We start from the raw sequence: 12,992 nt of genomic DNA on the forward strand, positions 1-12,992 counted from the left end.
CTTTTCGCTCAATCCAGGCGCAGCCAGAGGCACTTCAAATAAGCCGGCTCCTCCGGATGCACCGGAAAATCCGGAGGCTGCGACACATAGTGCTCCTGCCGAATGGGCCGGCCCGTGGCTTGCACGCCCGCACGGACGGCTTCGACAAATTCTTGGGCCGGCCATTGGGCCGCATTCGAAGAAACGAACAGCACGCCCCCGGCCCTCACCAACCCGGCGGCGGCAGCTACGACCGCCGCCAGATCTTTCTCCACACGAAACACTCCCCCCGTCTTGGAGCGCGAGAACGTCGGCGGATCCAGCAACACCAGATCAAACCGCCGGCCCCGGCGCCGGTACCGACGCAGCCAGTCGCGCACATCGCCATTCACAAACTCGTGACCCGTCGGGTCCAGCCCGTTGAGCTCGAAATTGCGTCGGCCCCAGTCGAGATACTTGCGCGACAAATCCACGCTGGTCACCCGCGTCCCGGCGCGGGCCGCGGCCACCGAAAAACCGCACGTATAGGCAAACGTGTTCAAAACCTCCCGAGCCTCCTCCGGACTGCCGGAGCCGGATCCCCACAGCGGGAAATGCGCGGCCACATGACCCGTCAGAATCCGCCGCCGATTGTCGCGCTGGTCCAGAAACAGTCCCACCGAGTAACCCTCCTCGAAGCTGAGCTCGAACCGCAGTCCGTTCTCGCGGATGACGAAGCGCGAGGGGGCCGGCCGGCCCCACCACGGACGCGGGGCGGCTTCTGCCGGTCCCAGCCCCTCCAGCCGGCGCCGGTGCAGCTTGTGATACACGGCGGCAGCGCCCACCGAGGCGGCCAGCCAGGGCCACGGCTCTCCCGCGACGGGCTGATCGCTCTGGCACAAAAGGTAAGGGCCCAACCGGTCCACGTACCAACCCGGTCGGCCATCGGCCGCACCATGCACCAACCGGTAGGCGTCCGTCAGAACGGGCTCGATGCAGGCTTGCCGCAATGCCAGGGCCGGCCAGCTCGAGAAATCCGCCGGCACCTCGAACTTCATGAGCCGATCCGTAACCGGATGGCGGAACTCCAATCCCGCCGCGTGCAGACACAGGCGCGGCCACGGCAACCCCCCGTAGAGACGGTCTCCCAGTATGGGAAAGCCCGCGGCGGCCGCCTGTGCGCGGATCTGATGCGTCCGTCCCGTCACCGGCCACGCGGTTCCGGGCCAGACCTCCAGGTCCGACCCCGGCGCCGTTTCGGCCCAGGCGGGTGTGGAGACCCGCAGTGGGGGCTCCGTCCATTCAAACCGCGTCTCGGCCACCGGCTGACCCGGCCGGGGCGGCTCACTGAGATAGCGCGCACCGGAACGCACCAAACTCGAACGAATCGTCACACTCGGGCGGGCATGGCGCCGGTGGCTCCAAAACACGTAGCGCTTCCGAACCCGATGCTCGACGAATTGCTCGGTGAGACTCCGGTTGGCCGCGGCCGTTTTGCCAAAGACCATCACGCCACTGGTGTCCTTGTCCAGGCGCTGCACAATGGCCAGGTTCGCCCACCGCGGTTCGCGGTGCCGCAGCCACTCATACAAACCCTCCCCGGACCATGGCGACGGGGCGTGCGTGCTCCAGCCGGTCGGCTTGTGCACCACCAGAATGTGCTCGTCTTCGTAAAGCACACAGGGCGGAGTGGGCCACCTGCCCGGGGCCGGTGGCCCGTCGAAATCCAGAGTGCCGGAGGAATTGCACCCATTCATCCGGTCGATCGAACTGCCGGCCGGGCCCGCACCGTTCACCAGAACCCCCACGCGCCCCGACTCACCACCCACAAACCCAGGAGGAAATTGGTGATCGCGTGGGCCGTCATCGCATCCCCCAACCGGTTCTTGCGCAACACCAACCCTTGATACAACAAGCCGCACAAAATGCCCGCCAGCCACTCATAATGCACCAGGCCGAACACCAGGGACGTGACCCCCCAGGAAAGCACGTGCCGATGGTTCAGCGGAAGGTTCCAGAAGTCCACCCGCACAAACCACCGATAGAGAAAGGACCGATAGAACACCTCCTCCAACGGCGGCACCACCAGACTCGAGCCCAGAATCCGTCCCACGATGCACACCCACGCCTGCCAGGAATCCTGACCAAAGACCTCGTGCGGATTCCATCCGCCCTCGCTCGGCTTGAAGAACAGGTGATTCTTGGGAACCCAAGGATCCAGCCCCACCCAGAGGACGAACACGATGACGCCAACGACCACGGCCTCCCAGCTGAAGGCCCATCGCATCTCGGCCACGAGGGGCCGCATTTCCCAGATCATCCACGCGCCCACCAGCGTTTTGAAGAGGTACATCCAGTAGCGTCCTTCGCTGCCGAAAAAGTCCTGCCCCGCGGTCAAAAGCAAAAAGATGAAAAACGGCATGACCCGGGCCGTGGTGGGCGACCGTTCCAAGTAACTCTGCAACAGCTTCATACGGCCCCAGCCTGCACCGTCCCTTCCTTTCAGGGAAGTTCCAACACGTTGGTCCGACCGTGTCCGACGAGAATGACGCGCTCCGGCTCGATGCGTTCCACCCGCCAGCCGGCCAGTTCGCTCCCGGGGCCCACCGTGCGTTGATTGATCACCGCCAGCGGCCGCTGCGGATGATAGAGAATCCCCTGCAGCCGCAGCGCGGGAATGGCAGAGGTGCCCGGAAGGTCGCGGACGGAAACGGCCTCGGGCAGTGAAACCGCTGCGGCCCCGGTGCCGACATTGGTGGGCGCGGCAAGTTCCGAACCCGCCACCTCCACGGAAACCGGCCGTTCGGCTCCGCCGGGCCCGGTTCCACCGGAGTCGGGAATCGCTCCCGAAACCTCCACCCCGCCGGCTCCGGTTGGACGCGACACCGCGCCCGATCCCCGGTCCCCAGGGCTCGGACTGGCCGCGGTTGTCGGGGCAAACCGGGCTCCGTCGGTTTCGCCGGTGCCATCGGGCCGTGGCGGTCCTGGGTCGGAGCGTTCCCCCCGCCAACCCTCCCAGATCAGCACAATTCCAAACGCGGCCACCATCCCCAAAAGCACCCAGCCCCAGGGCCGCGGCCGCGGCGGCGGTGGCGGCACGGGCTGCCACGACGGCTCCGGCGGGGCTCCGGAGGCACCGCCCGGACGCTGTGCCTGCGCCCGGCGCAGGGCATCGTGAATCAGGCTCATGCGCGAATGTGACCTTCCAGTTCTCGAATCGCCCGTCCCACCAAAGCGAGGTCGATCCGGTGCGTCTGATACACAAAACCGGCCAACAGCGCCTTGTCACAAACAGCGTTGACCAGGCGCGGAATGCCGCGGCTGTAGGCATACACCCGCCAGAGGGCCGGCAGGGTAAAGTAGGGCGTTCCTTTCGCTCCGGCCACGGTCAGTCGATGCTGTACATACCGTGCCACCTCGGTCCGCGTCAGCGGCCGAAGATGATACCGCACCGTGATCCGCTGACGCAGTTGCCGCAGCCGCGGGTCGTTCAAGCGGTCCCGCAGCTCCGGCTGTCCCATCAGCACGATCTGCAGCAACTTGCGATCCTGCGTTTCCAGGTTGGAGAGGAGCCGCACCTGCTCGAGCAGCTCGTCCGTCAAATCCTGCGCCTCATCAAGGAAAAGGACGGCCTCCCGCCCCTGGGCCGTCAGTTCGAGCAAATGCCGATTGATCGCCTGCAGCGCGTCCAGTCGATCGCCCCCGTGTACATCGAGCCCGAACTCCGTCGCAATGGCCCGCATCAACTGATCCGGACTCAGCACGGGATTGAGAATCAGCGCCGTCGAGTAGTGGCGGGAATCCAACTGGTCGAGCAGCGCCCGGCAAAGGGTGGTCTTGCCGGCCCCGACTTCTCCCGTCAACTGCACGAACCCCTTGCGCTCGCGAATGCCGTACAGCAGATGATTGAACGCCTCGCGGTGTTTCGCGCTGTAAAACAGAAACCGCGGATTCGGCGTCAGGTCGAACGGCGGTTCGCTCAGCCCGTAATATGCGAGATACACGCCGTTCATGTACCACATCCCGGTCCGGCCAGAAACAGCAAACCCCCGGAGCCCCAAACTGCCGGCGCGTTTCCGGTTTGAAAACCTCCGAAAGCTCGGGAGAAATCCGAACGTCATCGACACGGATCGGCCCGGGGCGAAGGGCACGGGGCTTCCCTCGAATCCTCGAATCGGCGGCTCAATAAATGTGCGCCCTTCACGGTGGACGGATCCCGGGGGCCCATCCGCGGCACGGAGGCGCATGGCCACTCCGTCAGCCCGGGGCAACGCCGCAAGAACCCGGTCCCGTGAAAATGCCCCGCGCCTTGAGAGGGTGCCACCCGGCGATCCCGTCGGGAACGCCGGCCGTACTAACACCGACTTGCGCCCCTTCAGGGCAGGGAAAAAGCAGAGTCCGGTCACCCGGGGGCGTTGCCCCGGGCAGGTGCACGCGCCCCGCAGGGACAAACCCACGGCGCGCTGAAGGCGCGATCCCGTTCGGCCCCTCGATGGATTCGGTGAAAACACGGGGGAGAGACCGGTCCGGCCCGATTCGGCTCGCTCAGGGACTCGGAAGCCGCTAAAGTCCGGGGCATGGACACGGAGTATCGGGTGGAAACGGATGCCCTCGGGGAAATGTTGGTTCCTGCCAATGCCTACTACGGCGCGCACACGGCCCGGGCCCTCCATTGTTTTCCGGTGAGCCGACTGCGGTTTCCACGGTCCTTTATTCGCGCCCTCGGTTTGATCAAAAAACACGCGGCGATCACCAACGGAAGGCTGGGGCTCCTGCCCCAGCGCATCGCCCAGGCCATTCAACACGCCGCCCAGGAAGTCATCCAGGGCCGCTGGGACGACCAATTCGTGGTGGATATTTTCCAGACCGCCTCCGGCACTTCGGTCAACATGAACGCCAACGAGGTGATCGCCCACCGTGCCACCGAACTGCTGGGTGGCAAACTGGGGGACAAACTGGTCCACCCCAACGACCACGTGAACTGCGGCCAGTCCAGCAACGACGTCATCCCCACCGCCGTCCAAATGGCCGCCCTGGACGGCATTGTCCATCAGGTCATCCCGGCCTTGAACGAGCTGCACACCGTCCTGGATCGCAAGGCGCGGGAGTTTCATCCCATCCTGACGATCGCGCGCACCCATCTGCAGGACGCCGCCCCCATCCGGCTGGGCCAGGAATTCAGCGGGTACGCCGCGCAAGTGGAACACGCCGTGGATCGCCTCTGGAACGTGGAGGAAAGCCTGGGAGCCTTGCCGTTGGGCGGCACCGCCGTGGGCACTGGATTCAACACCCATCCCGAGTTCGCTCGTTTGACCATCGCCGGGATCGCCAGCGAGACCGGACTGGCCCTGGAAGAGGCGCACAATCACTTCTATGCCCAGTCCAACCTCGATGCCCTGGTGGAGGCCAGCGGCGCGCTCAAGAGCGTGGCCGTGACACTGATCAAGATCGCCAATGACCTCCGCTGGCTCGGCTCCAGTCCCCGCAGCGGCCTGGGCGAGATCAAGCTGCCCGCCGCCACCCCGGGCACCGCCACCCTGCCCGGCAAGATCAATCCCGTCCTTTGCGAGACGGTCCTGAAGGTCGGGATCCAGGTCATTGGCAACGACGCCGCCGTCACCGCCGCCGGCACCTTCGGAGAGTTCCAGCTCAACACCATGATTTCCGTGGCCGCCTACAACCTGCTCCTGAGCATCGAACTGCTTGCCCCTGCCGCCCAGGCCTTCGCCCGACATTGCGTGGCCGGCATCGAGGCCGACCGCCAGCGTTGTTCCGAGATCCTGGAGCGCAGCCTGGCCCTCTGCGCGCCTCTGGCCCCTGTCCTGGGCCACGACAAAGCCACACAAATCGCGCGCATCGCCCAGGAAGAAGGTCGCACCGTCCGCGAAGTGGCCCTGGAACTGTCCGGGTTGGACGAACGCCAGCTGGACGCCCTGCTCGATCCCGCACGGCAAACCGAGCCGGGTGGGGCTGTCCTGCCGCCGCCCCTGGCTCCCGGCACGGTCTCTCCGACTCACGGTGCCACCGGCCAGCCCGGGGCCCCCCTCCAGGTCCCGCCCTCCAAGAGCAACGCCTGAGGCGGTTCCAGCCCCACACCGCCCCGCCGTGTCCACGCCGGTGGCTCCGGCTGGTCTCACAGGGGCGTTTGCGCCACACTGCCCATCGCATGAAATGCCTGGTGACAGGGGCTTCCGGGTTCGTCGGTGCCAACCTCGTCCACGAACTGCTGGCGCGGGGCCACACCGTGCGGGCCCTCGTCCGCCCGCGCAGCAACCGCAGGGGCCTGGACGGCGCCGCTTGCGAGCTGGTCGAAGGCGACGTGACCGATCGCGAGGCCGTCACGCGTGCCGTCCAGGGCTGCCACTGGTGCTTTCACGTGGCCGCCACCTACGCCCTCTGGATGCGGGACTACCGACCCATGTTCACCACCAACGTCGAAGGCACCCGCATCGTGCTGGAGGCCGCCACGCGGGCCGGCTGCGAACGCATCGTCTACACCAGCACCGTCGGGTGCATCGGTCTGCCCCGACCGCGCCACGGTTCCATCGTGCCGTCCGACGAGAGCACCCCCGTCAGCATCCGCCAAATGAGCAACCCCTACAAACTCTCGAAATGGCAGGCGGAACAACTGGCCCTCCAACTCGCCCGGGCCGGAAGTCCCGTGGTGATAGTCAATCCCAGTGCGCCCATCGGTCCCCGCGACGTCAAACCCACACCGACCGGCCGCATCATCCTCGATTTCCTGAACCGTGCGCTGCCCGCCTACGTGGACACGGGGCTGAACTGGGTTCACGTGCGCGACGTCGCCGTGGGCCACATCCTGGCCGCCGAGCGCGGCCGGGTGGGCGAGCGTTACATCCTGGGGCACGCGGAGGGCAACTGGACACTGCGGCAAACCTTGCAGGTGTTGTCCGAACTTACGGGATTACCCGCACCCCGTTGGCGCATTCCCTGGTGGGTGGCCTTCCTGGCCGCTTGTGCAGAAGAGGTGCGCTCTCGTTTTACCGGCCAACCCCCGCGGGCTCCCCTGGCCGGCGTCCGCATGGCCCGGTACAAAATGTTTTTCAATCCGGCCAAGGCCATCCGGGAATTGGGACTGCCCCAAACACCCCCGCGCGAAGCCTTCGCCGAAGCCATTGACTGGTTTCGCGCCCACGGCTACGTCCAGGCCCCATGAGGAGCGCGAACCGAGCCCCCATGCGGATCGCCGCCGCCGCCACGGCCCTTCTCCTCCTCGTCAGCGCGGCCGGATGTCAGACGTCCCGACCGCCCTTGGGCGGATCTGATCCGAGCGAAACTGCGCGACAGGAAGCCCGCCAAACCTTCGCCGAAGCCTGGCTGGTCAAGCCGGTCGAAGCCTCCAATGAAGGCGGTTTGCCGGGACTGTTCGCGCCACTTCTGGTGTTGGAAACGGACCCCGCGCGAGGCCGGCCCCCGAACCCGCCGCGCGTCCTCTGGGTCGAGGAACAATCGCTGACGATTCATCAACGTCCCTGGCCGCAGCTCATCTATTTCTGGCAATCCCCCGGCCCGCGCAGCCGGGAAGGCGCCGGGAGACCCGCAACGGTCTGGCTGGCCTTTCGCATTCTCCTGGGCACACGTGGTCAGCCCGTGCTCTGGGAATTGCCCGGGACCGAAGACCAGCCCTCACGCCTCTTCGTGGCGCGTCACTGGGAAGAAGCCGCCCGGCAGTCGTTCGGCCCGGCCACCCCGCCGCGGCATTTTGCCGCAGAATCCGATATGCCTCTGTCCTCCCCGCCGCGGGCCGTGGTGGTGGAGACATTCGACGACGCGCCGATGCCGATGGGTCCGATCGTGCACGTGTCCCACCAGAACCGAATCACCGCGCTCATTTGCCGCTGCAGCCCCGTGCGCGTCCAGCGCCTGAGCGGACAAGCCTGGTACGAACTGCAACCCGCTTCTGCGTCCCCACGGGCTGCCGTCACGGGTGGCGCAGCCTCGCCTCCGCATCTGCGCTGGCTGACCCCCGACGAACTGGAAGCCCGCCTGCGGTGGCTGCCCGAGCTGTGAGGTTGGCCACCGTTCCGGACCGTCGCTCTCCCGCGATGCCTACGCGTCCACCGGAGCCGGCCTCTCATACACGTGCCGGTAGGCCATGTAGTAAAGCACCGGCACCGCCATGCGACTGACCAGCAGCGACGCAATCTCGCCCGCCATCAACGAGATCGCCAACCCCTGGAAAATCGGGTCCGCCAGAATCACGGCCGCGCCCACGACCACGGCCATCGCCGTCAACAGCATCGGCCGAAACCGCACGGCTCCGGCATCCACCACCGCCTCCGCCAGCGGCATGCCTTCCGCCAGCCGTTGCTCGATGAAATCCACCAGGATGATGGAGTTGCGCACCACGATGCCCGCCCCGGCCATGAACCCGATCATGGAGGTGGCCGTGAAAAACGCGCCCATGGCCCCGTGGGCCGGCAGGATCCCAATCAAAGAGAATGGAATGGCGGCCATCACCACCCAGGGAGTCAGGAAGGACCGGAACCAACCCACCATCAGGGCATAAATCAGCACCAGCACCGCGGCAAAGGCCAGGCCCAGATCCCGGAAGACCTCCAGGGTAATGTGCCATTCGCCGTCCCATTTGATCGCCGGTTGCTGGTCCGTGAACGGCAACGTCGCATTGTAGATGCGCAGCGGAGAACCGTCGCCGCCGAAGGCCCGAGTATCCAGCTGTCGCAGGGCCCGGTTCATCTTGAGAATGGCGTACACCGGGCTCTCCGCCTCGCCGGCCACGTCCCCGATCACGTACGTCACCGGCAACAGGTTTTTGTGATAAATGCTCTTGTCCGCCACGGTGGATTCGATCCGCACCAACTCCCGCAACGGAATCAACGGTGGCGGTCCGGCCGTGCCCCCGGGCTCCGGCAACGCGTTCGCGTCCCCCGAGCGCACCCACAACGCCAGCAGATCCTCCGGCGAGGTGCGGGCCGAACGCGGCAACTCCAACACCAGATTCACATCCTCCTTCTCCCGGGGTTGATGGACCAGGTCGATGGACAGCCCTCCCACCGCGATTTGCAGCGTTCGGGAAATCGTCTCGGCGCTGATGCCGTGAAGCGCGGCCTTCTCCTTGTCGATCACAAACCGCGCCTTTGGTTGGTCGGCCTCGATGTAGGCATCCACGTCCACCACCCCGGGCGTTTGCTTGAAAATGGCCCGCACCTCTTCCGCCAGCCGCAAACGGTCCTCCTCCGTGGGCCCGTAGATCTCCGCCACCAGGGTTTGCAACACCGGCGGCCCGGGGGGCACCTCCGTCACCGCCACCCGCGCACCGTATTGCTCGGCGATGGCCGCCACCCGGGGCCGCACCCGCTTCGCAATGTCATGGCTCTGCGCCTGGCGCCGGCCCTTCGGCAGAAGATTGATCTGCAGATCCGCAACGTGCGCCCCGCGGCGCATGAAGTAATGCCGCACCAGCCCGTTGAAATTGAAAGGCGCGGCAGTCCCGACATAGATCTGGTAATCGGTGACCTCCGGTTCGTTCCGGATCGCCGCGGCAATCTCCCGCGCCGCCCGGGCGGTCCGCTCCAGGGAGCTGCCCTCCGGCATGTTCAAAATGATCTGAAACTCACTTTTGTTGTCGAACGGCAGCATCTTCACCTTGACCCATCCCAGCGGCACCGTGGCCATGGCGGCCAGAAGCAACAGCACCACCAGCCCCAGAAACGCATGCCGCCACGAAGCGTGCGCAATCAACGGCCCCATCCACCGCCGATAGAGCCGCGTGAACAGGTCCTCCGGATGCCCGGCATGCGACGCGGGCCCCGACCCCACGGGTGCGCCCTCGGTCAACTGCCGATACTTCCGCCCCCACCGCAAAATCCGCACGCTCGCCCACGGCGTCACCATGAAGGCGATGAGCAACGACCAAAACATCGCCGCACTCGAGCCGATCGGGATCGGGCGCATGTACGGCCCCATCAGCCCGCCGACGAACGCCATCGGCAGCACCGCCGCGATCACCGCAAAGGTCGCCAGGATCGTCGGATTCCCCACCTCCTGCACCGCCTCGATGGCAATGGCACTCCAGGAACGGCCCCGGTTCTGCGGCAAATGGAAGTGGCGAACGATGTTCTCCACCACCACGATCGCATCGTCCACCAGAATCCCGATGCTGAAGATCAACGCGAACAGTGTGATGCGATTCAGGGTGAAGCCGGTCAGATAAAACACCAGCAAGGTCAACGCCAGCGTGGCCGGAATGGCGATTCCGACAATCCCCGCCTCCCGCCAGCCCAGCGTCAGCCAGATCAACAGCGACACGCCGAACACCGCGATGGCCATGTGCAGCAGCAGTTCATCGGACTTCTCCGCCGCGGTTTCCCCGTAGTGCCGCGTAATCGTGATGGACACATCGGACGGGATCAGCGTGCCCCGCAACGTTTCCACCTTCCGCAGCACCCGCCGCGCCACGGTGATGGCGTTGGCCCCCGGGCGCTTCGCCACCGTCAACGTCACCGCCGGTTCCTCTTCCGTCGAGGCCCCCGTCGGCCGCCCCGCCGCCCCGTACCCGAACAACACATACTGGCTCGGCTCCTCCGCACCGTCCACGATCTCCGCCACGTCGCGCAGGTACACCGGCTTGCCCCCGTGCACGCCCACCACCACCTGCGCCACCTCCTCGGCGTTGCGCAGGAATCCACCCGTCTCGATCAGGATCTCCCGATCCTCCCCCGTCAGGCCGCCGGCCCGGTACTGCCGGTTTGCCTGCTGCAGCATCGGAATCAAACCCACCGGACTGAGATTCCGCGCCGCCAGCCGCACCGGATCCAACAGCACCCGCACCTGACGCCGCGCCCCGCCGATGATCATCGTCTCCGCCACCTGCTCCACCTGCTTGACAGCGTCATCCACCTGGGCCACCAACCGGCGCAGCGTCAGGTGGTCGTAATGCGGACTGTGGAACGTCAGCGCCAGAATCGGCACATCATCAATCGACTTCAACTTGATCAGCGGCTGCGTGACCCCGTGCGGAATCCGATCGAAATTCGACCGCAGCTTTTCCGTCAGTTTCACCAGACTCTCGGTCGGGTCGGACCCCACCTTGTACCGCACGATCACCAGGCTCTCCCCCTCCCGCGACGTCGAGTAAATGTATTCCACGCCGGGAATCTCCCAGAGCAGCTTCTCCATCGGCCGCGTGACGCGTTCCTCGATCTCCTTGGCCGAAGCGCCCGGCATGGAGACCATTACGTCGATCATCGGCACCTTGATCTGCGGCTCCTCCTCCCGCGGCAGCTGCACCACGGCAAACACGCCGAGGAACACCGACGTCAGCACCAACAGCGGCGTCAGTTTCGAATCAATGAAGGCCCGCGCCAGGCCGCCGGCCAGCCCCGGACCCGAGTGAACCGCAGGTGTGGGTTTGGATTGCTGCGTTGCCATGGCTCTACCCAGAAGTCCGCCGACGCACTCCCCGCCTCCGCGATCGACCCGCTACTTGACCCTCACCGGCTGGCCGTCCCGCAAGGGCTGATCCGCCTCCACCACCAGGACCTCGCCCGGCGCCAGGCCCGAGACCACCTCGACCTCTTCCGCGAGGCGTTTGCCCGTCTTCACCAGCCGCAGTTCCGCACGCTCCCCGCGCACCACATACGCCAACTCCATCTGCCCTCGCACAAGGACCGCCCGCGCCGGCACCCGGATCGCCTCCACCTCCGCCACCGGAATCACCAGACGGCCGAAAAGACCGCTGCGCAACCCGGGTTGCGGCGGCAGGTCCACCTTCACCGGGAACGTCCGCGTCCGCGGATCCGCCACCGGCGTGATCTCGCTGACCGTCCCCTCCAGGGTCACCTGCGCCGCCGGGATGCGAACTTCCAGGCGCTGCCCCAACTGAACCTTCTCCAGCAAAGCCTCCGGCACATCCGCCTCCAGCCGCAGCGCCCGGGGATCCTCGATTTCCACCAGCGGCCGTCCCGGAACCGCCAGGTCCCCGACGTCGGCATGTTTGGCCGTGATCCGACCGTCAAAGGGCGCGACGATCCGGGTGTGGGCCAGTTGCGTCTCCGCCTCCTGCAGGGCCGCAACGGCCACCCGCAACTGTGCCTCCGCCGCATCATATTCGGCCCTTGAAATGGTCTGCTCCCGCCACAACGTCTCGCGCCGGCGAAAGTCCCGCTCGGCCTGCTCATGCAGTGCCCGCGCCTGTTCCAGTCGGGCTCGAATCTCCCGATCCTCCAAACGCACCAGCAACTCCCCCGCCCGAACCAACTGCCCCGGCACCACGCGCATCTCTTCGATCCGCCCGCTCACCTTGGCCTCCAGGACCGCGCGCAATCTGGGTCGGACCGTGCCCACCACCTCTTCCGTGGCCCAGCGTCGCTGGCGTTCCACCCGTTGCGTGCGCACCTCCACCACCGGCAGTTCCGTCGTTCCGTCGCCCGGGGCGGCCGGTGGCTTCTCGCATCCGACCCACGCCCCGACCAGGGCGAACAACAACAAAAGCCTCGGGGTTGACGTCGTTCGTTCCATAACTCTCGGGAATAATGTGCGGCCCAAGGACAAGCTTGGGCCGCACGCGCGTCACTCCTTTTTATCGGCTGCAGCAGTCTCCGCCGGCGCCGGCCGAAGCCGTGGCGGTCGCCGGCGTGCCGGTCGAACCGGCCGGTTTTTCACTGCCCACGCCGAGCCGCCGCAGCAGCTTCTCCAACGGACAGAACCCCGTGAAGGAGCTCTGCAGCAGGTTCAGCCCCACGAAGGCAGTGAACCAGAGCCAGTACCGACTGTGGTACTGCGCCAGCAGCAAACTCAGCAAAATGAAGCTGCCGGCAAACCGTCGAATGATTCGTTCCATAACCCGTTCCTCCCGTCTGAAGGGGTTGCTCAATGCAGGCTGGTGGCCACGAGGGCACCCAGCACTGCACCATAAACCGTGCTGATGACCGGGTGACTCGTCAAGGGGCAGGCCCCGGTGCTGCAGCCCACCAGCTTGTACCAGCCGTAGCCCAGCAGGGCCCCCACCCCCGCGCCCAGGAAAACACGCCAGATCATGGGGTTCTCCAAAC

The 12,992-nt window shown here is 66.1% G+C and carries 11 protein-coding genes; 3 read left to right on the plus strand and 8 right to left on the minus strand.

Annotated elements, in window-relative coordinates; translation table 11 throughout:
- Positions 1 to 8 precede the first annotated feature (8 nt).
- From ACPDIT_RS05125 to ACPDIT_RS05140, 4 genes are read right to left on the minus strand one after another with little or no spacing between them, the layout of a single operon-like run.
- Positions 9 to 1,715, minus strand: a complete 1,707-nt coding sequence (locus ACPDIT_RS05125; protein WP_423442099.1) for a class I SAM-dependent methyltransferase — start codon at positions 1,713 to 1,715, stop codon at positions 9 to 11.
- 35 nt (positions 1,716 to 1,750) lie between these two features.
- Positions 1,751 to 2,431 carry a CAAX prenyl protease-related protein gene (locus tag ACPDIT_RS05130; protein ID WP_423442100.1) on the minus strand — a complete coding sequence of 227 codons (681 nt, stop codon included), beginning with the start codon at positions 2,429 to 2,431 and terminating at the stop codon, positions 1,751 to 1,753.
- 29 nt (positions 2,432 to 2,460) lie between these two features.
- Positions 2,461 to 3,147 carry a hypothetical protein gene (locus ACPDIT_RS05135; RefSeq protein ID WP_423442101.1) on the minus strand — a complete coding sequence of 229 codons (687 nt, stop codon included), beginning with the start codon at positions 3,145 to 3,147 and terminating at the stop codon, positions 2,461 to 2,463.
- Positions 3,144 to 3,971 (minus strand): ExeA family protein, encoded by an 828-nt coding sequence (locus tag ACPDIT_RS05140; RefSeq protein ID WP_423442102.1) that lies wholly within the window; start codon positions 3,969 to 3,971, stop codon positions 3,144 to 3,146. Before ACPDIT_RS05140 ends, ACPDIT_RS05135 begins: the two co-directional genes overlap by 4 nt.
- Before the next feature lie 564 nt (positions 3,972 to 4,535).
- Here ACPDIT_RS05140 and ACPDIT_RS05145 point away from each other — a divergent pair.
- From ACPDIT_RS05145 to ACPDIT_RS05155, 3 genes are all read left to right on the plus strand, one after another.
- Positions 4,536 to 6,035 carry a class II fumarate hydratase gene (locus tag ACPDIT_RS05145; protein WP_423442103.1) on the plus strand — a complete coding sequence of 500 codons (1,500 nt, stop codon included), beginning with the start codon at positions 4,536 to 4,538 and terminating at the stop codon, positions 6,033 to 6,035.
- 89 nt (positions 6,036 to 6,124) lie between these two features.
- Positions 6,125 to 7,135, plus strand: a complete 1,011-nt coding sequence (gene hpnA / locus ACPDIT_RS05150) for a hopanoid-associated sugar epimerase (RefSeq protein WP_423442104.1) — start codon at positions 6,125 to 6,127, stop codon at positions 7,133 to 7,135.
- Complete coding sequence (locus tag ACPDIT_RS05155) at positions 7,132 to 7,989, plus strand: hypothetical protein (RefSeq protein ID WP_423442105.1); 858 nt, start codon at positions 7,132 to 7,134, stop codon at positions 7,987 to 7,989. Before hpnA ends, ACPDIT_RS05155 begins: the two co-directional genes overlap by 4 nt.
- 39 nt (positions 7,990 to 8,028) lie before the next feature.
- On the opposite strand, the gene ACPDIT_RS05160 is transcribed toward ACPDIT_RS05155, so the two are convergent.
- The 4 genes from ACPDIT_RS05160 to ACPDIT_RS05175 form a co-directional block, all read right to left on the minus strand.
- Positions 8,029 to 11,370, minus strand: a complete 3,342-nt coding sequence (locus tag ACPDIT_RS05160; protein ID WP_423442106.1) for an efflux RND transporter permease subunit — start codon at positions 11,368 to 11,370, stop codon at positions 8,029 to 8,031.
- A 51-nt stretch (positions 11,371 to 11,421) separates the two neighbouring features.
- The gene (locus ACPDIT_RS05165) at positions 11,422 to 12,459 is read right to left on the minus strand and encodes an efflux RND transporter periplasmic adaptor subunit (protein ID WP_423442107.1); all 1,038 of its coding nucleotides are present in this window, start codon (positions 12,457 to 12,459) and stop codon (positions 11,422 to 11,424) included.
- Positions 12,460 to 12,520: 61 nt separating this feature from the next.
- Positions 12,521 to 12,781, minus strand: coding sequence for a YgaP family membrane protein (locus tag ACPDIT_RS05170; protein ID WP_423442108.1), 261 nt, complete (start codon positions 12,779 to 12,781; stop codon positions 12,521 to 12,523).
- 29 nt (positions 12,782 to 12,810) lie between these two features.
- Complete coding sequence (locus ACPDIT_RS05175) at positions 12,811 to 12,978, minus strand: DUF6132 family protein (RefSeq protein WP_423442109.1); 168 nt, start codon at positions 12,976 to 12,978, stop codon at positions 12,811 to 12,813.
- Positions 12,979 to 12,992 lie beyond the last annotated feature (14 nt).

The organism is Limisphaera sp. VF-2 (genome assembly GCF_049537125.1).
In the GTDB taxonomy this organism is placed as follows: domain Bacteria; phylum Verrucomicrobiota; class Verrucomicrobiia; order Limisphaerales; family Limisphaeraceae; genus Limisphaera.